The organism is Pseudonocardia adelaidensis (assembly GCF_039543345.1).
GTDB lineage: Bacteria > Actinomycetota > Actinomycetes > Mycobacteriales > Pseudonocardiaceae > Pseudonocardia > Pseudonocardia adelaidensis.
In genome coordinates this window covers 13958-36247 of the sequence record NZ_BAABJO010000015.1, presented here as the reverse complement: position 1 = coordinate 36247, position 22290 = coordinate 13958, and the positions used below count along the sequence as shown (strand labels likewise).

At 73.3% G+C, this 22290-nt stretch carries 22 protein-coding genes and 3 tRNA genes; 14 read left to right on the top strand and 11 right to left on the bottom strand.

Features of this window, described 5'->3' with window-relative positions; genetic code table 11:
- Positions 1-109: 109 nt before the first annotated feature.
- Entirely contained in the window at positions 110-832 is a 723-nt protein-coding gene (locus ABEA81_RS20680) for a hypothetical protein (RefSeq protein WP_345606884.1), read from the bottom strand.
- 453 nt (positions 833-1285) lie between these two features.
- On the opposite strand from ABEA81_RS20680, the gene ABEA81_RS42985 reads away from it, so the two are divergent.
- The 3 genes from ABEA81_RS42985 to ABEA81_RS42975 all read left to right on the top strand — a co-directional run bounded on the left by ABEA81_RS42985 (position 1286) and on the right by ABEA81_RS42975 (position 2383).
- The gene (locus ABEA81_RS42985; protein ID WP_459077156.1) at positions 1286-1777 is read left to right on the top strand and encodes a phage integrase central domain-containing protein; all 492 of its coding nucleotides are present in this window, start codon (positions 1286-1288) and stop codon (positions 1775-1777) included.
- Positions 1774-1995 carry a hypothetical protein gene (locus ABEA81_RS42980; protein ID WP_459077155.1) on the top strand — a complete coding sequence of 74 codons (222 nt, stop codon included), beginning with the start codon at positions 1774-1776 and terminating at the stop codon, positions 1993-1995. Before ABEA81_RS42985 ends, ABEA81_RS42980 begins: the two co-directional genes overlap by 4 nt.
- A 205-nt stretch (positions 1996-2200) precedes the next feature.
- Positions 2201-2383 (top strand): hypothetical protein, encoded by a 183-nt coding sequence (locus tag ABEA81_RS42975; RefSeq protein ID WP_459077154.1) that lies wholly within the window; start codon positions 2201-2203, stop codon positions 2381-2383.
- A gap of 33 nt (positions 2384-2416) precedes the next feature.
- Here the strand turns inward: ABEA81_RS42975 and ABEA81_RS20670 are convergent.
- The 4 genes from ABEA81_RS20670 to ABEA81_RS20655 form a co-directional block, all read right to left on the bottom strand.
- Positions 2417-2493: transfer RNA gene (locus tag ABEA81_RS20670), tRNA-Phe, on the bottom strand.
- A gap of 28 nt (positions 2494-2521) precedes the next feature.
- Positions 2522-2595 (bottom strand) — tRNA-Asp (locus ABEA81_RS20665).
- Between the two features lie 30 nt (positions 2596-2625).
- Positions 2626-2698, bottom strand: a tRNA-Glu gene (locus ABEA81_RS20660).
- Between the two features lie 146 nt (positions 2699-2844).
- Complete coding sequence (locus ABEA81_RS20655; RefSeq protein ID WP_345606883.1) at positions 2845-3078, bottom strand: hypothetical protein; 234 nt, start codon at positions 3076-3078, stop codon at positions 2845-2847.
- Positions 3079-3337: 259 nt separating this feature from the next.
- On the opposite strand from ABEA81_RS20655, the gene ABEA81_RS20650 reads away from it, so the two are divergent.
- A complete protein-coding gene (locus ABEA81_RS20650) occupies positions 3338-3712 on the top strand; it encodes an aldo-keto reductase family protein (RefSeq protein ID WP_345606882.1) in 375 nt (124 codons plus the stop codon).
- An 8-nt stretch (positions 3713-3720) separates the two neighbouring features.
- On the opposite strand, the gene ABEA81_RS20645 is transcribed toward ABEA81_RS20650, so the two are convergent.
- Together ABEA81_RS20645 and ABEA81_RS20640 are read right to left on the bottom strand one after the other, a co-directional pair.
- A complete protein-coding gene (locus tag ABEA81_RS20645; protein ID WP_345606881.1) occupies positions 3721-4812 on the bottom strand; it encodes an outer membrane protein assembly factor BamB family protein in 1092 nt (363 codons plus the stop codon).
- A gap of 72 nt (positions 4813-4884) precedes the next feature.
- A complete protein-coding gene (locus ABEA81_RS20640) occupies positions 4885-6186 on the bottom strand; it encodes a GDSL-type esterase/lipase family protein (protein WP_345606880.1) in 1302 nt (433 codons plus the stop codon).
- Positions 6187-6425: 239 nt separating this feature from the next.
- On the opposite strand from ABEA81_RS20640, the gene ABEA81_RS20635 reads away from it, so the two are divergent.
- From ABEA81_RS20635 to ABEA81_RS20620, 4 genes are all read left to right on the top strand, one after another.
- Positions 6426-8303 (top strand): propionyl-CoA synthetase, encoded by a 1878-nt coding sequence (locus ABEA81_RS20635; RefSeq protein WP_345606879.1) that lies wholly within the window; start codon positions 6426-6428, stop codon positions 8301-8303.
- Between the two features lie 147 nt (positions 8304-8450).
- Positions 8451-8990 carry a hypothetical protein gene (locus ABEA81_RS20630; protein WP_345606878.1) on the top strand — a complete coding sequence of 180 codons (540 nt, stop codon included), beginning with the start codon at positions 8451-8453 and terminating at the stop codon, positions 8988-8990.
- Entirely contained in the window at positions 8987-9580 is a 594-nt protein-coding gene (locus ABEA81_RS20625) for a class F sortase (RefSeq protein WP_345606877.1), read from the top strand. The genes ABEA81_RS20630 and ABEA81_RS20625 overlap by 4 nt, the downstream gene beginning before the upstream one ends.
- A 36-nt stretch (positions 9581-9616) precedes the next feature.
- A complete protein-coding gene (locus ABEA81_RS20620) occupies positions 9617-9817 on the top strand; it encodes a ferredoxin (protein WP_345606876.1) in 201 nt (66 codons plus the stop codon).
- On the opposite strand, the gene ABEA81_RS20615 is transcribed toward ABEA81_RS20620, so the two are convergent.
- Positions 9814-10623: a class I SAM-dependent methyltransferase gene (locus tag ABEA81_RS20615; protein WP_345606875.1), complete on the bottom strand. Its 810-nt coding sequence runs from the start codon at positions 10621-10623 to the stop codon at positions 9814-9816. The genes ABEA81_RS20620 and ABEA81_RS20615 overlap by 4 nt on opposite strands.
- Positions 10624-10742: 119 nt before the next feature.
- On the opposite strand from ABEA81_RS20615, the gene ABEA81_RS20610 reads away from it, so the two are divergent.
- Both ABEA81_RS20610 and ABEA81_RS20605 read left to right on the top strand, forming a co-directional pair.
- Positions 10743-12350 carry an acyl--CoA ligase family protein gene (locus tag ABEA81_RS20610; protein WP_345606874.1) on the top strand — a complete coding sequence of 536 codons (1608 nt, stop codon included), beginning with the start codon at positions 10743-10745 and terminating at the stop codon, positions 12348-12350.
- A 60-nt stretch (positions 12351-12410) separates the two neighbouring features.
- Positions 12411-13580: an MFS transporter gene (locus ABEA81_RS20605; RefSeq protein ID WP_345606873.1), complete on the top strand. Its 1170-nt coding sequence runs from the start codon at positions 12411-12413 to the stop codon at positions 13578-13580.
- A gap of 6 nt (positions 13581-13586) precedes the next feature.
- Here ABEA81_RS20605 and ABEA81_RS20600 read toward each other — a convergent pair whose 3' ends face one another.
- Together ABEA81_RS20600 and ABEA81_RS20595 are read right to left on the bottom strand one after the other, a co-directional pair.
- Positions 13587-14096: a CinA family protein gene (locus ABEA81_RS20600; RefSeq protein ID WP_345606872.1), complete on the bottom strand. Its 510-nt coding sequence runs from the start codon at positions 14094-14096 to the stop codon at positions 13587-13589.
- Between the two features lie 48 nt (positions 14097-14144).
- On the bottom strand, positions 14145-15029 hold the full coding sequence (locus tag ABEA81_RS20595) for a DUF72 domain-containing protein (protein WP_345606871.1): 885 nt from the start codon (positions 15027-15029) through the stop codon (positions 14145-14147).
- Positions 15030-15054: 25 nt separating this feature from the next.
- Between ABEA81_RS20595 and ABEA81_RS20590 the strand changes: the two genes are divergently transcribed.
- The 4 genes from ABEA81_RS20590 (at position 15055) to hrpA (ending at position 21780) form a co-directional block, all read left to right on the top strand.
- Positions 15055-15735: an SDR family NAD(P)-dependent oxidoreductase gene (locus ABEA81_RS20590; RefSeq protein ID WP_345606870.1), complete on the top strand. Its 681-nt coding sequence runs from the start codon at positions 15055-15057 to the stop codon at positions 15733-15735.
- A complete protein-coding gene (locus ABEA81_RS20585) occupies positions 15728-16546 on the top strand; it encodes a serine hydrolase domain-containing protein (RefSeq protein WP_345606869.1) in 819 nt (272 codons plus the stop codon). Before ABEA81_RS20590 ends, ABEA81_RS20585 begins: the two co-directional genes overlap by 8 nt.
- An 805-nt stretch (positions 16547-17351) precedes the next feature.
- A complete protein-coding gene (locus ABEA81_RS20580) occupies positions 17352-17657 on the top strand; it encodes a hypothetical protein (protein WP_345606868.1) in 306 nt (101 codons plus the stop codon).
- Positions 17658-17685: 28 nt separating this feature from the next.
- Complete coding sequence (gene hrpA, locus ABEA81_RS20575) at positions 17686-21780, top strand: ATP-dependent RNA helicase HrpA (RefSeq protein ID WP_345606867.1); 4095 nt, start codon at positions 17686-17688, stop codon at positions 21778-21780.
- On the opposite strand, the gene ABEA81_RS20570 is transcribed toward hrpA, so the two are convergent.
- Positions 21743-22255 carry a MaoC family dehydratase gene (locus tag ABEA81_RS20570; RefSeq protein WP_345606866.1) on the bottom strand — a complete coding sequence of 171 codons (513 nt, stop codon included), beginning with the start codon at positions 22253-22255 and terminating at the stop codon, positions 21743-21745. The genes hrpA and ABEA81_RS20570 overlap by 38 nt on opposite strands.
- Between the last annotated feature and the right edge of the window lie 35 nt (positions 22256-22290).

The following is a 22290-nucleotide window of genomic DNA, read 5'->3' as shown; positions in this document are numbered from 1 at the left end:
ACGGTGCCAGCCCGACCGCCGCCCTGGTAGAGCGCCGATCGTGCGGCGCGTGTCCTGGCATGAACGGAACAGAACTGAGACGGACACTGAGACGGGCCCGCCGCAGCCCTCACCCGCCATCGTCGACGAGCCGGCGCACCCGGTCGAACGTGACGCGCCGAAGCCGGTCGCCGAACGGGCCGTCGACGACGTAGGCGACGAGCGCGGTGTGCCGGTCGCGCGAGATGACGAGCCCGGCACGCCATCGGCCGTCGAGGTAGGTGACCACGCGATCCGGCGGGACGAGTTGTGCCGGCCGTGTGATCGGCTCCGTGCCGGCCGGTGGCTCGTCGAGCTTCGGTCCGTACTCGCCGGCTGGCACCTCCGGTGCCTGGTCGCCGCCAGGCGCCGGCTCTGCGAGCCGCTCGACCTCGCCCCCCGGCAAGGGCTCATCGAACTGCTCGGGCTCGGCCGGCTGCTCGCCGATGAGCGCCGCTGGCGCCACGTATCCCGGCAGCGCGAGCGTCTCGCCTGCGAGCAGCCGCGCGACCTCGTCGCCGTTGAGGTCGACGGCGACGAGCGCACTGCCGTCGGGCAAGTCGACTTCGAGCCGTGCTAACACCGCTGCGGGCCGCGTCGGCGAGGCAATCTCGAATGCGAAGGACACCCACAGCCCGTCGACGTTCGCCTCGCGGTCGACAACAATCACGACGTGCGCGTACCCGCCGCGCTTGGCCTGTAGCCCTTCGGCCGGCCACCGCCTGCCCCGCGGGTCGACGAGTACAGAGCCGGCGGGACATGGCTGCGGGTAACGCAGATCGACACCGGGCCCGACCGGGACGACATGAGCCACTCGTACTTGCCGCCTCGCGGCTGGACCGGCGCTTCCGCTGATCGGGGGCCGTTTGCCCCCGGGTGTGGCGAGTGAAGGCTTCGAACTTTCGCAGGTCGAGCCGACGGATTTACAGATCACTGGCGAACCTGCACTGACCTGCGGCTGAGCGACGCCTACCTGCTCCAGGTCCGCAAATCGTCCGCACCTGTTGCTGCTCGGCACGGGAATAGTGGGGGAGGGACAGGTCGCCTTCGGCGGGCGATTCGGCCAGCGCCAGCGAGTCGACTCAAACCAGCGGCTCTGGGTTCGAGGCGGCCGGGCACAATGTCAGGCTTCTCATCGCGACGCGCGCCGCCTGGCCACCGCGCGGCTCGGTCAGCCGCCTGAGTTCGAAACACGGCGTTCGACCCGCGCGCCCCGAACGGTGCGTCGAGCACCTACCTCGGAAAGGACGGGAAGTGGCACGGGCGTGTGACCGTCGGCGTCAAAGACGACGGCTCGCCCGACCGCCGGCACGTCGAGCGCAAGTCCGAGGCCGAGGTCATCGATGCCGTGCGGAAGCTGGAGCGCGACCGCGACGACGGCACAGTGCGGAAGGCCGGCAGGGCGATGCTCGTCGACGCGTGGCTTCGGCACTGGCTGGAGAACATCTCCCGCCCGTCGGTGAACTACAAGTCGTACCGGGCGTACCGGACAGCCGTCGAGCAGCACCTCGTGCCGGGCGTCGGCCGGCACCGCATCGACAAGCTGGCACCGGAGCATCTCGAAAAGCTGTACGCCCGGATCATCGCCGCCGGCGCCCAGCCAGCCACCGCTCACCAGGTACACAGGACGGCCCGCACCGCATTCGGCGAGGCGCTCCGCCGGGGGCATCTCGTCCGGAATCCGGCAGCGATCGCGAAGGCGCCTCGCGTCGAGGACGAAGAGATCGAGCCGTTCGAGCTCGAAGACTACAACGATTGATCAAGGCTGCGCTTGCGCGCCGCAACGGAGTCCGATTCGTCCTGGCCCTCGCGATCGGCACGCGGCAGGGCGAGACGATCGGGCTGAAGTGGAGCAGGTTCAACCCCGCCACCAAGACGCTGCGGATCACGCGCCAGTTGCAGCGGCGGACCTGGGAGCACGGGTGCAGCGACCCGCATGCGTGCGGCGCGGGATCGTTCTGCCCAGCCAGCTTGTGACGCTCATCGAACGGCATCGGCGCCAGCAGGAGCGGGAGCGGGAGCACGCCGGCACGGTGGGGGAGGACGGCGGGTGGATGTTCGCTCAGGGAGAACGGTCGGCCGATCGACCCGACGATGGACCGCAACGAGTGGAGGCGCCTGCTCGCCGACGCCGGGTCCGGTCCGCCCGACTCCATGACGCTCGTGTCACACCGCGGCGACGGTGCTCCTACTGCTCGGCGTTCCCGAGCGCGCCGCGATGGAGGTCATGGGGTGGTCGAACGGGGCGATGGCGAAGCGCTATCAGCACATGACGGCGGTGCTCCGGCAGGACATCGCCAACCGGCTCGGCGGCTTCCTGTGGGGCCCAACCGAGACGGAAACTGAGACGGACGGAGGAACCTGATGGTGGCCGTCCAGCGTTTCCGCTGGTCAAGTGTGGTGGCCAGGGGCGGGGTCGAACCGCCGACCTACCGCTTTTCAGGCGGTCGCTCGTACCAACTGAGCTACCTGGCCGAGACCGGTGCGCACACCGGGTGTGAAGCGACCCAGACGGGACTCGAACCCGCGACCTTCGCCGTGACAGGGCGACGCGCTAACCAACTGCGCCACTGGGCCTTGCTGTTCAGTTGTACCGCTCCCGAACCGTACCCCCAACGGGATTCGAACCCGCGCTGCCGCCTTGAAAGGGCGGAGTCCTAGGCCGCTAGACGATGGGGGCTTGGACCGAGGTCCCCGCCCGCAACGGCTGTCCGTTGGGAGCTCGACCAGCATAGGACAGGCCGGCCGCATCCCCGAACCCGGGGGGTGCACCTTCCGCCCGGGGCGCCTCCCGTGCAGGTGAGCGGCGCTCCGGGCGGCCGGTGCTCAGCGCGTGACGGGCGGCGGGAGGTCCGGGTTGGCCGAGATCAGCCCGAGCATGTCGAGGAGCTGGCGGAGGTCCTCCGAGTCGGCCGAGTTGCGGGCCACCACCATCCGCGCCCGGTGCAGCTGTTCCTCGGACACGCGGTACGCATCGGCCGCAGTGCGCTGGTTGGGGATCGACCCGCTCGGTGTGAGCCGGTCCCCCTCGAGATCCGTGCGTGTGCTACCGATGGTCATCGACGCCTCCCCGTGCGGTCGCCAGCTCTCCACCGACCCATTGCGGGGGCGCGCATCCCGCGGACCGCGCCGTCCACCGGAAACCGGTTGCCATCACCCGTCCCGGGTACCCCACCCCGGACCGGAACGCCCCGCAGCCACCCCCGTGGCCGTGACCGGCACGTTACCTAACCGGGGCATCCGGTGCACCCCTCTTCCCGGGTGAGCGTCCCGACAGAGGGTCACGCAGCGCACATCGAGCGCGCGTAGGCTGCCGCGCATGGCGCCCCCCGATCGGTCTCGCTCCCGCCATCGCGCGCCCGCGCCGGAGCGACGCGGCCCCGAGCCGGAGCCGCCGGAGCCCGACCGCGAGCTCGACTCCTACCTCGCCGCTCTGAGCGGCGCGAACGACGAGCACCCCACCGAGCTGACCGGCCGGTTCGGGTCGGCGCAGGTGTTCCAGCTCCGGTTGCCGGCCCTGCGGATCGAGCAGCTGCGCCGCATCGCCGCGGAGCGGGGTGTCTCGCCCGGTGCGCTCGCGGTCGACTGGGTCGTCGACCGGCTCGATCGCGAGGACACCCCGACCGGTCCGCTCCCGATCGTCGAGGACGAGCAGCCCAAGCGCCGCCTCCTGCCGAGGCTCGGCCGCCGCTGAGCCGCTGCTCAGGGACCGGTGAGGGCGTGCAGCTCGCCGCCGGCGAGGAGGTAGACGTCGCGGCCACGTGCTGCGACCGGCGTGCCGCCGTCGTGGCTCCAGAGCAGTTCGCCGGTGGCGGTGGCGTACGCGCACGTGGGGCCACCGAGAACCGGCAGGTACACCCGGTCGTCCGTGCTGACGGCGGGCGCGGCGGGCTCGCCGGACGGGGGCACCGTCCAGACCAGGGTGCCGGACGCCGGGTCGACGCCGTGGACGACCGACAGCCTGGCCCTGCTGGTGCCCACGAGGGTCTGGGCCACCAGCAACCCGTCGGCGAAGGTCACTGAGGACACCTGCCAGTCGGCGCTCCAGCACCGGCGGCCGGTGGCGGCGTCGATCACGACCAGACCGCTGTCCCGCAGGACGACGACGTCGTCGGTGGCTCCGAGGACCTCGGCGTTGATCCCGACGACGGACGCGGTCCACCGCGGCCGTCCCGTTCGCAGCTCACGTGCGACGAGCCGCTGGTCCTGGCAGTAGTACGCCGCACCGGCTCCCGCCATGGCGCGCAGGGTGCCCACGAACTCGTACTGCTCGCTCGTCCAGAGTCGGGCGCCCGTCGCCGCGTCCAGCGCGACGACCTTCAGCGGGAACGCGAGCGGGTCGGCCGCAGCCCCTTCCTGCACCACGGCCACGACCGTCCCGTCGTCGGCATCGACCGCGTGGTTCGCCGAGGAGACGCGGGTCATCTCCCACAGCGCCCGCCCGGTCGCCACATCGAGCGCGCCCACGGCGTCGGGGCGGGCGAAGCTCAGAACTCCGTCGTTCGGGATCAGGTACCAGGCCCCGGTGGAGGCGGTCCACCGGGTCACACCCGTCTCGGCGTCCAGCGCGTGCACGACGTCCCCCTGGTCGCGGCACGCGTAGAGCCCCGTGTCGTCGGCCGCCCAGGTCCCCATCGACTCGTGGGCGTCGGCGAACGGTGCTCTCCAGCGCAGCTGGGGCACGGGCGGAGTTCGTGGCACCGAGAGCGCGGCCATCCCGATGGCACCCGCGACCGCGGCCGCGCCCGCGCCGATGGCCGCGAGCAGCACCGTCCGGCGGTTCACGCCGCGCACCCGACCACCTCCCCCGGCGGTACGTGCAAACCTACTGCCGGAGATCGACATCGTGCGTGGCGCGGTGGCCCGTCAGCGGTTCGCCACCAGCACGCGGGCGGGCGGGTCGCCCGCGAGGCACGGGCTGCCGCTGAGCTGTGCGGGATCGACGACCGCGGCCAGTGCGCGGTAGCCCGCGGCGGACAGGTGCAGCCCGTCACCGGCGTCGAACGCGGGCGCGAGCCGGCCGGGGTCCGCCGGGTCCGCCACCGCGGCGGCGAAGTCGAAGACGCCGTCGGCGTACGCCGGCCCCTGCTCGCGCACCCAGGTGTTCAGCTCCTGGCGCGTGGCGACGGCGGCGGGCGTGCCGTGCGCGCCGGTCTCGGACGGCGTCACGGTGGTGAGGAACACCCGCTTGCCTGCGGCCCTGGCCCGTTCGGCGAACTGCTGCAGCCCAGCGGTGATGTCGGCGGCGCTGCGACGCGCCGCGATGTCGTTCGTGCCGATGCTCAGGACGACGTCGGTGGCCCCACCGGCCGCGGCCACGTCCCGGTCGAACCGGGCGAGCGGGACGTCGCCCTGCTGCGGCCCGCCGTCGGCGAGGAGCCGGTTCCCGGAGATGCCGGCGCCCAGCACGGCCATCGTCGCGGCGCCACCCGCCGCGACGAGACGCGAGCCGAGCACGTCCGGCCAGCTCTCGCCGGCCATGGCACCCATGCCGTCGGTGATCGAGTCGCCGACCGCCACGACGGTGTTGACCGGGCGGGGCGCGTGCACGTCGATCCCGGTGAGCACGACGGAGGACGGTAGCTGCGCCCCGAACGAGCCGGCGTCGTCGAACGTGGCGTCACCGCGTTCGGACACGTATGCGGCCTGCATCGCGTGATGCTGGGTGAGCACCTCCGGCACCACCGGCAGGAACAGGCTGACCGCGAGCGGGGTGCCCGCCTCGGCCACCAGCGGGACGGCGTCGCTCGCGACCTCGCCACCCGGCGGGATCACCACCGCCTGCCGCCCGCCGAACGGGACGGGCTGCACCGTCCCGAGGACGAGGCCGGCGGCCCCGTCGGAGCGGGCTGCGGTGACGGCGCCGACCGCGAGCGGGGTGGCCCCGTAGGCGTTCGACAGCCGCAGCCGCACCTCCGAGCCGGTCACCTGCGGGTGCACGACCAGCCGCACGGTGGCGCCGCTCAGGCCGGGCAGGGCCGGTCCGGGCTGGGCGGCGGCCTGCCATCCGGTGGCCCAGGCGGGCCGGCAGCCGTCGGGCTGGGCGGTGGCGGGCCGGTTCGGCTCGCTGGTGGCGACCGCGATGCCGATCGAGCAGGTGAGTGCCACCAGCACGGCGAGCGCGGATGGCACCCAGCCCGCGCCCCACGTGCGTCCGTACCCGATCACCGTGTCCTCCGTCCATTGCTTGCCGTGATTGCCTGGCTACGCAACGTGGAACGACGAGGACACCCGGCAGGTAGTCGGCCGAACGGGTGGTCACGCTACGTTGCGCTCATCCCGTGGCCCTCCCGCGTCCCCGATCGGGGACCGCTCTCCACCCGGCCAGGTGCCCCTCGCGCGGGCCTGCGATCCGCGCGACCCGCGGCCTAATGTGACGGGGCAGTCGAGGGCGAGGAGGCCATCTGATGGGTGAGTACGAGGACGTCTTCCGCGCCAGCACGGACGACCCGGAGGGCTTCTGGCTGGGCGCGGCGCAGGCGATCGACTGGTACGTGCCGCCGACCCGCGCGCTCGACGCCTCCCGCCCGCCGTTCTACCGCTGGTTCCCCGACGGGGAGCTGAACGTCTGCCACAACGCCGTCGACCGGCACGTGGACGCCGGCCGCGGCGATCAGGCCGCTCTGATCTACGACTCCCCCGTCACGGACACCCGGCGCACGTACACCTACGCGCAGCTGCGCGACGAGGTGGCGCGGTTCGCCGGCGTGCTGGCCGGCCTCGGGGTCGGGCGCGGCGACCGCGTGGTGATCTACATGCCGATGGTGCCGGAGGCCGCGATCGCCATGCTCGCGTGCGCGCGGATCGGCGCCGTGCACTCGGTGGTCTTCGGCGGGTTCGCCCCGAAGGAGCTGGCCGTGCGCATCGACGACGCGGCGCCCTCCGTGATCGTCTCGGCGTCCTGCGGCATCGAGGGCAAGCGGGTGATCGAGTACAAGCCGCTCCTGGACGCGGCGATCGAGCTGGCGGAGCGCAAGCCGTCGAAGCGGGTGATCCTGCAGCGCCCGCAGGCCGAGGCGGGCATGGGGCCCGACGACGTCGACTGGGCCGAGGCGATGGCGTCCGCGAGCCCGGCGGACTGCGTGCCGGTCAAGGCCACGGACCCGCTCTACATCCTCTACACCTCCGGCACCACGGGGAAGCCGAAGGGCGTGGTGCGCGACAGCGGTGGGCACGCGGTGGCCCTGCGCTGGTCGATGCCCAACGTCTACGACGTCGGTGTGGGCGAGACGATCTTCACGGCGTCCGACGTCGGCTGGGTCGTCGGGCACTCCTACATCGTCTACGCGCCGCTCTTCACCGGGGCCACCACCGTGCTCTACGAGGGCAAACCGGTCGGCACGCCCGACGCCGGGCAGTTCTGGCGGGTGGTGTCCGAGCACGGCGTGAAGAGCCTGTTCACGGCGCCCACCGCCTTCCGGGCGATCAAGAAGGAGGACCCGGACGGCGAGTTCACGCGCAAGTACGACATCTCGTGCCTGAAGTACCTCTTCCTGGCGGGCGAGCGGCTGGACCCGGAGACGCAGCGATGGGCGTCCGAGCTGCTCGGCATCCCGGTCATCGACCACTGGTGGCAGACCGAGACCGGGTGGCCGATCGTCGCCAACCCCGCCGGCATCGAGCTGCTTCCGATCAAGCCCGGCTCCCCGACGAAGCCGCTGCCCGGGTGGGACGTGCAGGTGCTCGAGCCGTCCGGCTCCCCGGCGCCACCCGGCACCGACGGCGCGATCGTCGTGAAGCTGCCGATGCCGCCCGGTTCCCTGCCCACGCTGTGGAACGACGACGAGCGGTTCGTGGCGTCGTACATGTCCGCGTTCGACGGCTACTACCTCACCGGCGACGGCGGGCGCCTCGACGAGGACGGCTACGTCTTCGTCATGGGCCGCACCGACGACGTCATCAACGTGGCCGGGCACCGCCTGTCCACGGGCGGGATGGAGGAGGTGCTCGCCTCCCACCCCGACGTCGCCGAGTGCGCCGTGATCGGCGTGGCCGACGCCATGAAGGGCCAGGTCCCGCGCGGGTTCGTGGTGCTCAAGGCCGGTGTCGAGCGGGACGGCGACGAGCTGCGGGCCGAGCTCGTGCAGCTGGTGCGCGACCAGGTCGGGGCCGTGGCGAGCCTCAAGGACGTGGCGGTCGTGCCGGCGCTGCCCAAGACGCGCTCCGGCAAGATCCTGCGCAAGACGATGCGCGGCATCGCGGACGGCCTCGACGAGCCGGTGCCCTCCACGATCGAGAGCGTCGACGTCCTCGACGCGCTCCGTCCCGTGCTGCGGCGCGGGTAGCCGCCGTTCGGCGACGAGGACGGGGCGAGATCGACCAATTCGTAGTCACTCGGTAACGGATCGTGGTGCCGGGGAGAGACAACCCGTGCAGGCCGGCGCTCCCCACGGCGGCCGCTCCCCGCACCACACCGAGAGGATCCCGCTCTCATGTCCGTTCCCCGTCGTACCCGGCTGTCCCTGATCGCCGCCGCGGCCAGCGGCACGCTCGTCGCGGTGATGACCGGCACCGCCCTGGCCGCCGACGACCTGGACTGCTCCGACTTCGACTTCCAGGAGGAGGCACAGGCCGTCCTGGACGCCGACCGCTCCGACCCGCACCGGCTCGACGGCGGCGTGGACGGCGCCGCGGACGGCGTGGCCTGCGAGTCGCTGCCGGGCCGTGGCGCAGGCAGCGACGCCGACGACTCCGCCCACGCGGACGGCGCGCCCGTGACCACGCCCGCGTCCGAGCCGGACGAGGACGCCGACGACGAGGACGCCGACGGCGGGGACGAGGACCGCGACTGCGCCGACTTCGCCACGCAGGCCGCGGCGCAGGCGGCGCTGACCGCACGCGACGGCGACCGCGAGCCGCTCGACCGCGACGACGACGGCGTCGCCTGCGAGGAGCACTTCGGCACGGAGGGCAGGCAGGTCGCCGTGTACCCCCGGGGCGGCGTCGCCACCGGCGGGGCCGCCCACCCGTGAGCCGCGCGCTGGCGGCGCTCGCGGGCGTCGCCGTCGCCGCGCTGGCGGCGTGCGGCACGCCGGCGCCCGGGCCGGCCGTCCCGGCGGTGGCCCCGGCCGCGCCGGTGGAGAGCGTGGCGCCGCCGCCGCCCACGCCGCCTACCACGCCGGTCGAGCTCACCGTGCCGGCCATCGACGTGCACACCGGGCCGCTGCTCGAGCTCGGCATCGACGCGGACGGCGCTCTCGAGGTGCCCCCGGACGCCGCGACGGCGGGCTGGTTCGGCCTCGCCCCCGCGCCGGGGTCCCCCGGCCCGGCCGTCATCGCGGGGCACGTCGACTACGCGGGCGCCCCCGGCGTCTTCCGGCGGCTGGGCGAGCTGGCGGCGGGTGCCGAGGTGCGGGTGGCCCGCGCCGACCGGTCGACGGCCGTGTTCGCGGTCTACCTCGTGGAGCGCTACGCGAAGGCGCGGTTCCCGACCGAGCGCGTCTACGGCGACACCGCGGACGCCGAGCTGCGGCTCATCACCTGTGGCGGGGCGTTCGACGGCCGGAGCGGCCACTACCAGGACAACGTCGTGGCGTACGGCCGGCTGGTGAGGGTCGCCTGAGTACCGGCCGCCGCGGCGGCCGTGGACGATGGGCACATGAAGGTCGCCGTCGACTTCGATCTCTGCGAGTCCAACGCCGTCTGCATGGGCATCGTCCCCGAGGTGTTCGAGGTGCGGGAGGACGACTTCCTCTACATCCTCGACGAGAACCCGCCCGAGTCCATGCGCCCGCGGCTGGAGCAGGCCGTGGCCTCCTGCCCGCGGGCGGCCATCAGCCTCGTCGAGGACGCGGGCTAACCCTTCTCGGCACGCACCGAGAACATCAGCGGGAGGCGCGGCGCGCCCTCCGGCCAGCCGAACCATCCGTCGCCGAGGTCGGTCATGCCCGCGAACCGGCCCCAACAGCTGACGTCGTGCTCGACGAACGCGCTGAGCCGCAGGCCCGCCGACAGGACGGCGTCGAGCACCTCGTCGATCCCGTGCGCCCACTCGTAGCTCACCGTGTTGTCCGCCAGCAGGCCCTCACCGGTGTACGTCACCGCCGAGTCGAAGCGTTCCGGCCCGGCTCCGAGGTAGTTCCCCGACAGCAGCAGGCCGGTCTCCGGCTGCTCGTCGTCGGCCGCCAGGACCAGCGGGTGGAAGTCGATCGCGTACAGCACGCCGCCCGGTCGCAGCAGCTCGGCCGCCACGCGCGCCCATTTGTGCAGGTCGGGTAGCCAGCACAGCGCGCCCTTTCCGGTGTAGACGACGTCGAACCGGCGCTCGCCGAGCGCCTCGGGCGCCGCGTAGACGTCGCTCTCGACGTACTCGATGTCCGCCCCGCACTCGGCGGCGAGCTCGCGGGCGGCCTCGATCGCCGCGCCGGACAGGTCGAGCCCGACCGCGCGCGCCCCGTGGCGGGCGAGGCAGATCGTGTCGGTCCCGATGTGGCACTGGAGGTGCAGCACGTCCCGGCCGTCGACGTCGAGCGCCGCGTACTCGAAGTCGGCCAGCCGCTGCCCGCCGCGGCGCAGGTGGTCGAGGTCGTAGCCGCGCAGGTGCACGGGGACCCTGGCGTCCCAGTTGGCCCGGTTCGCCTCGATCATCTCGGGGATCGACGTCACGATGATCGAGTCTGTCCGGCTCGCCCGTTGCAGCAAAGCCACTTTCCTGCAATCTCCGGGCGGGTGTTGTCGCCGCGCCGGGCAACGCCGAGGATCTCATCGACGCGCAAGGAGGCGAGATGACCGCCGTCTGGCACACCCCACTCACCCCGCTGACGTTCCTGCACCGTTCCGCCGCGGTCTTCCCCGACCGGACCGCGATCGTCTACGGCGAGCGCCGGCACACCTACGCCGAGTTCGCGGCCGAGGTCACCCGCGTGGCCCACGCGCTGCGCGGGTCCGGCATCGGGCCCGGGGACCGGGTGGCCTACCTGCTCCCCAACGTCCCCGAGATGCTGGTCGCCCACTTCGCCGTCCCGCTCGCGGGCGGTGTGCTCGTCGCGATCAACACCCGGCTCGCCACCGAGGAGGTCCGCTACATCCTCGACCACTCGGGGGCGAAGCTGCTGGTCGTCGACGCCGCGCTGTACCCGACGGTGGCGCCGCTGACGCGCCGCCTCAAGACGGTGGAAGAGATCGTCACGATCGTCGACCCGGCCCACCCGGGCGACGGCACCGGCAGCGGCGTCACCTACGACGACCTGCTGGCCCGGGGCAACGACGAACCGCTGGCGTGGGAGGTCGCCGACGAGACGGCCTGCATCTCGATCAACTACACCTCCGGGACCACGGGGCGACCCAAGGGCGTGCAGTACTCGCACCGCGGTGCCTACCTAAACGCCTTCGGCGAGGTCGTGCACTCCGGGCACACGTTCGACAGCGTCTACCTGTGGACGCTGCCGATGTTCCACTGCAACGGCTGGTGCACGCCGTGGGCGCTCACCGCGGTGGGCGGCACGCACGTGTGCCTGCGCGAGGTGCGCGGCGACGTCGTCTGGCGGCTGATCCGGGAGCACGGCGTGACGCACCTGAACGGCGCACCCACCGTCGTCACCACGATCCTGCGCGCGCCGGAGGCGGGCGAGCTGGAGCGGCCGATCACGATCACGACGGCGGGCGCCCCGCCCAGCCCCACCACGATCGGGCACGCCGAGCGGATGGGCTTCCGGATCGTGCACGTCTACGGGCTCACCGAGACCTACGGGCCCTACTCGGTGAACCAGTACCAGCGCGCGTGGGACGCCCTCACCCCCGAGGAGCGGGCGGCGAAGCAGGCCCGGCAGGGGGTCGGGATGGTGTGCGCCGACCAGCTGCGCGTGGTCGACGAGCGGATGAACGACGTCCCGGCCGACGGCACCACGATGGGCGAGGTCGTGATGCGCGGCAACAACGTGATGCTCGGCTACTTCGACGACCCGGTCGCCACCGAGAAGGCGTTCGCGGGCGGCTGGTTCCACTCCGGCGACCTCGGCGTCCTGCACCCGGACGGCTACGTCGAGCTGCGCGACCGCGCCAAGGACGTGATCATCTCCGGCGGGGAGAACATCTCGACGATCGAGGTCGAGCAGGCCATCGTGTCCCACCCGGCGGTGCTCGAGGCCGCCGTCATCGGGGTGCCGGACGAGCAGTGGGGCGAGCGCCCCAAGGCGTTCGTGGTGCTCGCCGACGGGAAGACCGCCTCCTCCGAGGAGCTGATCGAGCACGTGCGCAGCCGGATCGCCCGGTTCAAGGCGCCGAAGGTCGTCGAGCTGGTGGAGCAGCTGCCGAAGACCTCCACGGGCAAGGTGCAGAAGTTCGAGTTGCGCGAGAAGGAGTGGTCGGGGCACGCGTCCCGCATCCGCGGGTGACCCGCGGCATCGCGATGCTCACACCGGCCGTCGGCCCCCGCACCGCTTAGCATTGCTCATATGCCTGGTCCCGTGCGGGCGGCCGTCGGCGCCGTGACGACGACGACGGCGTCGGTGCTGCCGGTGTTCCTGACCGGTGCGCTGACGGTGCAGATCTCCGCGGAGCTGGGCTTCGACCCCGCTGGCCTCGGCCTCGTCGTCGCCCTGTACTTCGGGATCAGCGCGTTCGCGTCGCTGCCGTGCGGGTGGCTGGTGGAGCGGTACGGCTCCAGCCCGACGAGCCGGATCGCGGTGATCGGCGTGGCGTGCGCGATGACCGCGATCGCGGCGTTCGCCCGGTCCTACCCCACGCTGGTGGCCCTGCTGCTGTGCTGCGCGTGGTGCAACGTGCTGGGCCAGCTCTCGTCGAACCTGACGCTCGCCCGGTACGTACCGGCCACGCGGCTCGGGCTCTCCTTCGGCATCAAGCAGGCGGCGATCCCGATCGCGACGCTGCTGTCGGGGGCCGCGGTGCCGGCGATCGCGCTGACGATCGGCTGGCGGTGGGCGTACCTCATCGGCACCGGGCTCGCGCTCGGCGCGTTGCTGCTGACGCCGCGCGGGGTGGACGGCCGGGAGCGGAACTCCGCCGCGGCCGGTGAGCGCGCGACGGGCGCGCTGAGCGTCATCGGCCTGGCGGCCGGGCTCGGCGCGGGTGCGGCCACCGCCCTCGGGATCTTCCTCGTCGCCGCGGCCGTCGACCGCGGCATCGACGCCGGTCTGGCCGGGCTCACGCTCACCATGGGCAGCGTCGTGGGCCTGTCGCTGCGGCTGGTCAACGGGTGGCTCGCCGACCGGAGGTCCGGCGGGCACATCGCGGTCGTCGCCGGGAGCCTCATGCTCGGCGCGGCCGGGCTCGTGCTGCTGGCCGTGCCGGGGGCGTTCGCACTCGTGCTCGGCACCGTGCTGGCCTTCGGGCTCGGCTGGTCGTGGCCGGGCCTGCTGCAGTTCGCGGTGGTGCGGCTGCACCCGGAGGCGCCCGCGGCGGCCACGTCGATCGTGCAGGTCGGGGTGTACGGCGGCGGGTTCGTCGGGCCGATCGCGTTCGGGTTCATCGCCGCGCACGCCTCGTTCCCGGTGGCCTGGCTGACCGGAGCGGGCTCGATGCTGGCCTCCGGCGTCCTCATGGTGGTGGGCAGGCGGATGCTCATCGCCCACGGCACGGCCGTCGCGCAGCCCGCGACCTCCTGAGCCGGGTCAGGTCCGCGCCTCGAGGGTGCGCACCAGCAGCGCCAGCGCCTCGCCTGCGGCGGCCACCAGTACCTCCCGCGGATCGCCGTCCAGGTCGAACCGGTGCACCTCCGGCCGGCCGCCGTCGTCGACGCCGACGAACACGGTGCCCGGGTCCTGTCCGTCCTGCGGGTCGGGCCCGCCGGATCCGGTCACCCCGATCGCGACGTCGGCCCGCAGCAGCTCCCGCACCCCGCGCGCCATCGCCTCGGCGGCCTCCACGCACACGACCGGACCGTCGGGCACGCCGAGCACCTCGTGCTTGACCTCGCTGGAGTAGGCGACCAGCGAACCCCGGAACCACTCGCTCGCCGCCTCGGCCGCGGCCAGCGCGACCGCGATGTTGCCGCCGGTCAGCGACTCGGTGACGGCCACCGTGACGCCGTGGCGGCGAGCGAGCTCCGCCACCCGCGCGGCCAGCTCCTCGTGGCGCTCGTCGGCCGGCCGCGCGCGTTCGTGGTCGATGGTCGGCTCCATGGTCGGCTCTGCCTGCACGACCGCCCCGTACCCCGTCCGGCGTGCCCGTCAACCCGAGCGCAGGCGTTCCTCCAGCGCGATCGCGTCGAACGGGGCGCGCACCTTGACGTCGTTGTCGAAGTACACGAAGATATCCCGGCCCGCGGGCTCGTGAGCCGCGGGCGGAGCCACCGTGAACTCGCCGGTGGGCGCCTCCCCCGCCCGCCACGCCCGCACCTTGGCCGCCCAGACGTCGAGGGCCTCCGCGGTGTATCCGCTGGTGTAGAGCTCGGTGTCGCCGTGCAGCCGCACGTAGACGAAGTCGGCGGTGACGTCCTCCAGGTGCGGCCACGTTCCCGCCGTGTCCGCCACCACGAGCGCCACGTCCTGGGCCCGCAGCAGCTCCACGAGCTCCGGCCGGGCGAACGACGGGTGGCGCACCTCGAGCGCGTGCCGCAACGGCCGGTCGGCGTCGGTCTCGGTGTGCGCCCGGCCGTCGAGCCGCTCGTCGTGCCGGGTCGCGAGCTCGGCGGCGGCGCCGGTGCTGCGCGGCAGCATCGCCAGGAACGGCTCGATGCGCGCGGGGTCGAACGGCATCCGCGGCGCCAGCTGCCACAGCACGGGCCCGAGCTTCGGACCGAGCGCCAGAACCCCGGAGGCGAAGAAGTTGGCCAACGGCGTCTCGACGTCGCGCAGCTGCTTGAGGTGCGTGATGAACCGCCCGCCCTTCACCGAGAACCGGAACCCGTCTGGCGTCTCGGCGGCCCAGGCACGGTAGGACTCCGGACGCTGCAGCGAGTAGAAGGACCCGTTGATCTCGATGCTGCCGACCTGGCGCGAGAGGTACTCCAGCTCGCGGCGCTGGGCGAGGCCCGGCGGGTAGAACGTGCCGCGCCACGGCGGGTAGCGCCACCCCGACGTCCCGACCCAGACCCCTGCCACCCGCGCGAGCATTCCAGTACGGGGGCAGGATGGCCGCGTGGACGCACTGATCGTGACGGGCGCAGCGGGCGCACTCGGGCACGCCGTCGTGGCGCAGTTCCGGGCCGCCGGGCGCCCGGTGGTGGCGCTGGACCGGCCCGGGGAACGACTCGACGCGCTCGGCGCGCAGGACGGCGTGCACGCCGTCCCGGTCGACCTCGCCGACCGTGCGGCGGTGCACGCCGCGTTCGCCGAGGTGGACGCGCTGCCCGTCACCCCGGACGCGCTGGTCGGGCTGGCCGGCGGGTTCGTGCCGGGCTCCCTCGCGGAGGTCGACGAGGAGCAGCTCGACGACCTGTGGCGCTCCAACTTCGGCTCCGCCCTCTGGACGGCGCAGGCGGTGGCCCCGCGGCTGGCGGCCCGAGGCGGCGGCGCGATCGTCATGGTCGGCTCGCGCACCGCGGTGTCGGGTGCCGCCCCGGTGGCCCACGCCACGAGCAAGGCCGCGGTCGTCCGGCTCACCGCGGTGCTGGCCGAGGAGCTGCGTGCCGACCGCATCCGGGTCAACGCCGTGCTGCCCTCCACGATCGACACGCCCGCCAACCGCACCTGGATGACGCCGCGGGACGTCGAACGGGCGGTCGCACCGGCGGCGATCGCGAAGGTCATCGCGTTCCTCTGCAGCCCCGACGCCGCCCCGATCAACGGCGCCGCGATCCCGGTGTACGGCGATGCCTGAACTGCGGAAAGCCGTCGGCGCCGTGCTCGACTGGCCGGTCGACCACGTCGCGGCCGCCGTCGTCGACGCGACGGGGGTGCGCGCCACCGCGGGCGACGCCGACCGTGCGTTCCCGCTGGCCTCGGTCACCAAGCCCCTCGCCGCGTACGCCGTGCTGGTCGCCGTCGAGGAGGGGGCGGTCGAGTGGGACACGCCGGCCGGCCCCGAGGGCTCGACCGTCCGCCACCTCGCCGCCCACGCCTCCGGCCTGTCGTTCAGCGACGGCGTGCAGCAGGCGAAGCCGGGCACGCGGCGGATCTACTCCAACGTCGGGTTCGAGGTGCTGGGCGAGACCATCGCCGAGGCCGCAGGGATGCCGTTCGACCGTTACCTGCACGAGGCGGTACTCGCCCCGCTCGGCATGGCGGACACGCGGTTGGACGGCTCCCCCGCCGCCGGCGCCGCCTCGACGGCCACCGACATGGCCCGCTTCGCCACCGAGCTGCTCTCCCCCACCCTCGTGCACCCCGACACCCTCGGCGAGGCCACCACGGTCGCCTTCCCCGGTCTCGACGGCATCCTGCCCGGCTACGGCCGCCAGCAGCCCAACGACTGGGGGTTGGGGTTCGAGATCCGCGACGGGAAGTCGCCGCACTGGACCGGCGCGAACAGCTCGCCCCGCACCTTCGGCCACTTCGGCCAGTCCGGCACCTTCCTGTGGGTCGACCCGGACGCGCGGGCGGCCTGCGTCGTGCTCACGGACCGCGACTTCAGCCGCTGGGCGGTCGAGGCCTGGCCGCGGTACACGGACGGAGTCCTCGCGGCCCTCTAGAACCTCGCTGAGCCCCGATGACCTCGGAGTTCCTGATGATCGCGCGGATCCCGGCCCGACCTCGGCAACCATGATCCGCGCATGCCGTTGCACGACCGCACCGCTGCGGCTTCAGCACCGCATCCGGTGATCAGGGCGCAGTGGGGGCGGTCGGCGGCCGAGAACGGGCGCCCTCGCCCGGGCCCGCCGCGATGTGGCAGGGCCGCGTCGTACCGGGGATCATGCCGCGCGGCGTGGCGTCGCCGTGATCACCGTCATGCCCGGATCCGTTCGCGGGATCGGGAATCATCCGCCGGGGTCGCCCGTTGTACAGCGTGTCCGGACCGGGCGACCTGTGTCCCCGGGTCTCAATAATCAAGCGCCTTCACGGAATACCGTTCGGCTGGAGCCGTGTCGTGCCACGCGCCGCGAGGCGACCAGCGCTCGGTCCGGACACCCTCGCGAGCCGGGAACAGAACCCGGCTCGGGATGGTTGCACGAAATGTCCGACGCCGGGCGACCCGTGTCCCCGGGTCCCAACCTTTCGCCGCCCTACGGGGCGTGCCTGGCGCCGTGAGGCGACCGGCGCCCGGCTCGGACAGCTCCCGCCCCTCCGACCTGCCGCGTCCGGCGTTCCCGCCGCCGTCGACGCGGCTGCCCGGGCGGCGCTGCCCCCGACAGCGCCGCCCCCACCTCGTCGGTCTGCCAGCATGCCGGGGGGTGGCCGAGCCGATCCGGATGCCTCGCCGGCACCCGGCTCACACCGGTCGGAAAACCCGGTCTGAGCTGGGAATTTCCGGCTGCCCCGGGCCGTTGGACAAGTCGGATGCGTACGTTCCGCGTCCGTCCCACCGACAGCGAGGGCACCGCCATGAAGGGCGACCGAGTAGAGATCGTCATCGACGCCGGGAGCGGCACCACACGCACCTACGAGATCGAGGCCACGCGGGCCGGCCGGAAAGTCGGCATCACCCACGGCCGGGGAGTGGTCGAGGTCAGCGAGATCACGCGCGGCGGGAGCACCGTGCGCACGGCCCGCTTCCTCGCCAACCGCGTGCTGGCGCTCGTCGAGCACCCCGCGGCCGACAACCCGGTCGCGGACGAGCTCGTTCCCGCCCTACGCTCGGTCTGACCAACGACCTAGGCAGACTTTCGCACTGATGTCCTCTCCCGCGGCCCGAGCCGCTGACGCGCGCCCCGAGCCCGTCGACCCGTCCGGCGAGCCGCGGCGCACCCGACGTCCCCGGCGCCGGCGGCCGCGCGCCCGGAACGAGGCGCCTGCGGTACCCACCGATGACCTGCCTCCCGTCGACGACGCGGAGCTGGACGCGCTCGCCGAGCGCGTTCCCGCCCTCACCCTGCAGGACGCGCACCGCATCGGACGGCGCCTCGACACGGTGCGCCGCACCCGCGACGTCACGGCGCGAGCGCGCGCCGCGGCCGGCATCAAGGCCGCGGTCGAGACCGCGGAGCGGCGGATGGCCGCGCGCCTGGCCGCGCTGCCCACGATCCGCTACCCCGACGCCCTGCCGGTCAGCGCCCGTCGCGACGACATCGCCGCCGCGATCCGCGACCACCAGGTCGTGATCGTGGCCGGCGAGACCGGCTCCGGGAAGACCACGCAGATCCCGAAGATCTGCCTCGAGCTCGGCCGCGGCGTCCGCGGGCTGATCGGGCACACCCAGCCGCGCAGACTGGCGGCGCGCACCGTCGCCGCCCGCATCGCCGAGGAGCTGGGCACCGAGCTGGGCGACGCCGTGGGCTGGAAGGTGCGGTTCACCGATCACGTCGGCGAGAACACGCTGGTCAAGCTGATGACCGACGGCATACTGCTCGCCGAGCTGGCGGGCGACAAGATGCTGCGCCAGTACGACACGCTGATCATCGACGAGGCCCACGAGCGCAGCCTCAACATCGACTTCATCCTCGGCTACCTCACCCAGCTGCTCCCGCGCCGACCCGATCTCAAGGTGATCATCACCTCGGCCACGATCGACGTCGACCGGTTCGCGAAGCACTTCGACGCACCGGTCGTCGAGGTCTCCGGACGCAGCTACCCGGTCGAGGTCCGGTACCGGCCGGTCGTCGACCTCGACGACCCGGACCACGACCCCGACCGCGACCAGCTCGATGCCATCGGTGACGCCGTGGCCGAGCTCCAGCGCGAGGGCGACGGCGACATCCTCGTGTTCCTTCCGGGCGAGCGCGAGATCCGCGACACCGCCGACGCCCTCGCCAAGCGCGACTTCCGGAACACCGAGATCCTGCCGCTGTACGCGCGGCTCTCCACCGCCGAGCAGCACCGCGTGTTCGCCCCTCATCCCGGCCGCCGGGTCGTGCTCGCGACGAACGTCGCCGAGACGTCGCTCACGGTCCCCGGGATCCGCTACGTGATCGACACCGGCACCGCCCGCATCTCCCGCTTCTCCCGCCGCCTGAAGGTGCAGCGGCTGCCGATCGAGAAGATCTCACAGGCCAGCGCCAACCAGCGGGCAGGCCGCTGCGGCCGCGTGGTCGACGGCATCTGCATCCGCCTCTACAGCGAGGACGACTTCGACACACGTCCCGAGTTCACCGACCCGGAGATCCTGCGCACCAACCTCGCGTCGGTCGTCCTGCAGATGATCTCGCTCGACCTCGGCGAGCTCACCGAGTTCCCGTTCGTCGAGCCACCCGACCCGCGCGCGGTCGCCGACGGCATCGCGCTGCTGCAGGAGCTGGGCGCCCTGGACGGGCGTCAGCTCACGGCCGTGGGCCGTGCGCTCGCCGCGCTGCCGGTCGACCCGCGGCTGGGCCGCATGCTCGTCGAGGCCGACCGCAACGGCTGCCTGCGCGAGGTGCTCGTGATCGCCGCCGCGCTGTCCGTGCAGGACCCGCGGGAGCGCCCCGCCGAACAGCGCCAGGCCGCCGACGCCAAGCACGCCCGCTTCGCCGGGGAGTGGACCGCGGGCGGCTCCACCCTCGACGCGGGCGGCTCGGACTTCCTCGCCTTCGTCAACCTGTGGCGCTATGTCGCCGAACAGCGCGAGGAGCTGTCCGGCAACAGGTTCCGGCGGCTCCTGCGCGACGAGTTCCTGCACCACCTGCGCATCCGCGAGTGGCAGGACCTGCACTCCCAGCTGAGGCAGGCCGCCCGCAACGCCGGCCTCACCCCGAACGACCTGGACGCCGATCCCGACCGGATCCACATGGCGGTGCTGTCCGGGCTGCTGTCGCAGATCGGGCTGCGCGACGACGGCCCCGAGCGCGGGGACCGCACCAAGGACCGGCGCAGCACCGGGCGGGAGTTCCTCGGCGCCCGCGGCGCCCGGTTCATGATCTTCCCGGGCTCGCCGCTGGCGAAGAAGCCGCCGCGGTGGGTGATGGCGGCCGAGCTGGTGGAGACGTCCCGGCTCTTCGCGCGCACCGCCGCGCGGATCCAACCGGAGTGGATCGAGCCGCTGGCCGGTCACCTCGTCAAGCGGACGTACTCCGAGCCGCACTGGTCGCGCAAGCGGGCCGCCGCCGTCGCCACCGAGCGCGTCACGCTGTACGGGATCCCGATCGTCGTCGGCCGCACCGTCGACTTCGGGCGGATCGACGCCGAGACCTCGCGCGAGCTGTTCATCCGGCACGCCCTCGTCGAGGGCGACTGGGACACGAGGCACCGCTTCTTCCACGCCAACCGCGAGCTCCTCGAGGACGTCGAGGAGCTGGAGCACCGCGCCCGGCGGCGCGACCTCGTCGTCGACGAGGACACGCTCGTCGCGTTCTACGACGAGCGCATCCCGGCGCACGTCGTCTCCGGCCGGCACTTCGACTCCTGGTGGAAGAAGGAGTCGCGGCGCACGCCCGACCTGCTCGACTTCACCGAGGAGATGCTGCGCACGGCGCAGGCCGCGGGCGTCGACCGCGCCGCCTACCCCGACCACGTCGAGGCCGGCGGGCTCACGCTGCCGCTGTCGTACGCGTTCGAGCCCGGCGCCCGCAGCGACGGCGTCACCGTGGACGTGCCGGTGGCGGCGCTGCACCAGGTCGACCCCACCCCGTTCACCTGGCAGGTGCCCGGGCTGCGGGAGGAGCTGGTCACCGCCCTGATCCGCACGCTGCCCAGGCAGCTGCGCAGGCTCTTCTCCCCCGCGCCCGACCACGCCCGCGCGGTGCTCGCGCGCCTTCGGGCCGGCCGGGAGCCGCTGCTCGACGGCCTCGAACGCGAGCTGGGCCGGATGCGCGGCGTCGAGATCCCGCGCGAGGCGTGGGAGCTGGACCGGCTTCCCGAGCACCTCACCGTGACGTTCCGGGTGGTCGACGAGGCCGGTCGCGAGGTGGCGCGGGGCACCGACCTGGAGGCGCTGCGGCGGGAGCTCGCCCCGAAGGTCAGGGCGGAGCTGGCCGCGGCCGGCGTCGCCATCGAGACGACGGGCGCCACCACCTGGTCGTTCGGCAGCCTGCCGCGCGAGCACCCGATCCAGCGCGGATCGCACACCGTCACCGGCTATCCGGGCCTGGTCGACCGGGGCGCGAGCGTCGACGTGCGGGTGTTCCCCACCGCCGCCGAGCGCGACTCGGCCCACCACCGCGGCGTCCGCAGGCTCCTGCTGCTGGAGACACCGTCACCGGTGCGGCAGGTGCAGCGCGGCCTGGACAACGCCGCGAAGCTCGCGCTCTCCCGCAACCCGCACGGATCGGTGGCCGCCCTGCTCGACGACTGCGTCACCGCCGCGGCCGACCACCTGATCGCCGCCGCGGGGGGGCCGGCGTGGGACGAGCGGTCCTACGCGCGGCTGCGCACGCTCTTCCGCGACAAGCTGCCGGCCACGACCCCGCAGGTGCTGCAGGCCGTGCGCGGGGTCCTCGTCGTCTGGCACCGCGTGCAGGCGCAGCTGTCCGACCTGGGCGCCCCCGTGCTGGCCGCGGGCGTCGCCGACATCACCGCGCAGGTGAACGCGCTGGTCGGACCGGGTTTCGCGACGGCGGCGGGCGCCACCCGGCTCGCCGACGTCGCGCGCTACCTGGAGGCCGTGGAGCGGCGGATCGAGAAGCTGCGCGCCGACCCGGCCCGTGACGCCGAGTGGACCGCTCAGGTCCGGGTGGTGGCCGACGAGTACGCCGCCGAGCTGGCTGCGCACCCGCCCGGCGTCGAGCGGGGCCCGGAGCTGCGCGAGATCCGCTGGATGATCGAGGAGCTGCGCGTCGGCCTCTACGCGCACCCGATGCGCACCCGATACCCCGTCTCGATCAAGCGGATCCAGAAGGCGATCGACGATCTGGCCTGACGGCCAGCAGGTTCATCGCCCGGAAGGAGATCGGCGCCCCGTCGTCCTGGTTCAGCAGCTCGACCTGCGTGACGACCATGCCGCGGTCCGGCTTCGACCGCGACGGCCGGGCCTCGAGCACGGTGGCGCGCAGCCGGACCCGGTCGCCGGGCCGCAGCGGCACCTTCCAGCGCAGCTCGTCGACGCCGGGTGAGGCGAGGCTCGCGACCTTCGAGAGGTAGTGGTCGGCGAGCAGGCGCATGGCGAGCCCCGCCGAGTGCCACCCGCTGCCGATCAGCCCCCCGAACGGCCCGTGCAGCGCGAAGTCGGGATCGGTGTGGATGGGCTGGGGGTCGAACTGCTCGGCGAACCGCAGGATCTCCTCCTCGCGCACGTCGAGGTGGCCGTACTCGTACTGAACACCCGCGACGTAGTCGGAGAACCAGCGGTCCTCGATCGGCGCGGTGAAGTCGGCGGTGCCGAGCGATCGGGTCATGCCCGCATGATCGGCCAGGAAATGTTCAACCGCGA

Bases quoted from the DNA above. Each gene is read 5' to 3' on its own strand.
- ABEA81_RS20655 (WP_345606883.1), bottom strand. From the start codon at position 3,078: ATGACCATCGGTAGCACACGCACGGATCTCGAGGGGGACCGGCTCACA.
- ABEA81_RS20650 (WP_345606882.1), top strand. From the start codon at position 3,338: ATGGCGCCCCCCGATCGGTCTCGCTCCCGCCATCGCGCGCCCGCGCCG.
- ABEA81_RS20635 (WP_345606879.1), top strand. From the start codon at position 6,426: ATGGGTGAGTACGAGGACGTCTTCCGCGCCAGCACGGACGACCCGGAG.
- ABEA81_RS20630 (WP_345606878.1), top strand. From the start codon at position 8,451: ATGTCCGTTCCCCGTCGTACCCGGCTGTCCCTGATCGCCGCCGCGGCC.
- ABEA81_RS20620 (WP_345606876.1), top strand. From the start codon at position 9,617: ATGAAGGTCGCCGTCGACTTCGATCTCTGCGAGTCCAACGCCGTCTGC.
- ABEA81_RS20610 (WP_345606874.1), top strand. From the start codon at position 10,743: ATGACCGCCGTCTGGCACACCCCACTCACCCCGCTGACGTTCCTGCAC.
- ABEA81_RS20605 (WP_345606873.1), top strand. From the start codon at position 12,411: ATGCCTGGTCCCGTGCGGGCGGCCGTCGGCGCCGTGACGACGACGACG.
- ABEA81_RS20600 (WP_345606872.1), bottom strand. From the start codon at position 14,096: ATGGAGCCGACCATCGACCACGAACGCGCGCGGCCGGCCGACGAGCGC.
- ABEA81_RS20595 (WP_345606871.1), bottom strand. From the start codon at position 15,029: ATGCTCGCGCGGGTGGCAGGGGTCTGGGTCGGGACGTCGGGGTGGCGC.
- ABEA81_RS20585 (WP_345606869.1), top strand. From the start codon at position 15,728: ATGCCTGAACTGCGGAAAGCCGTCGGCGCCGTGCTCGACTGGCCGGTC.
- ABEA81_RS20580 (WP_345606868.1), top strand. From the start codon at position 17,352: ATGCGTACGTTCCGCGTCCGTCCCACCGACAGCGAGGGCACCGCCATG.
- hrpA (WP_345606867.1), top strand. From the start codon at position 17,686: ATGTCCTCTCCCGCGGCCCGAGCCGCTGACGCGCGCCCCGAGCCCGTC.
- ABEA81_RS20570 (WP_345606866.1), bottom strand. From the start codon at position 22,255: ATGACCCGATCGCTCGGCACCGCCGACTTCACCGCGCCGATCGAGGAC.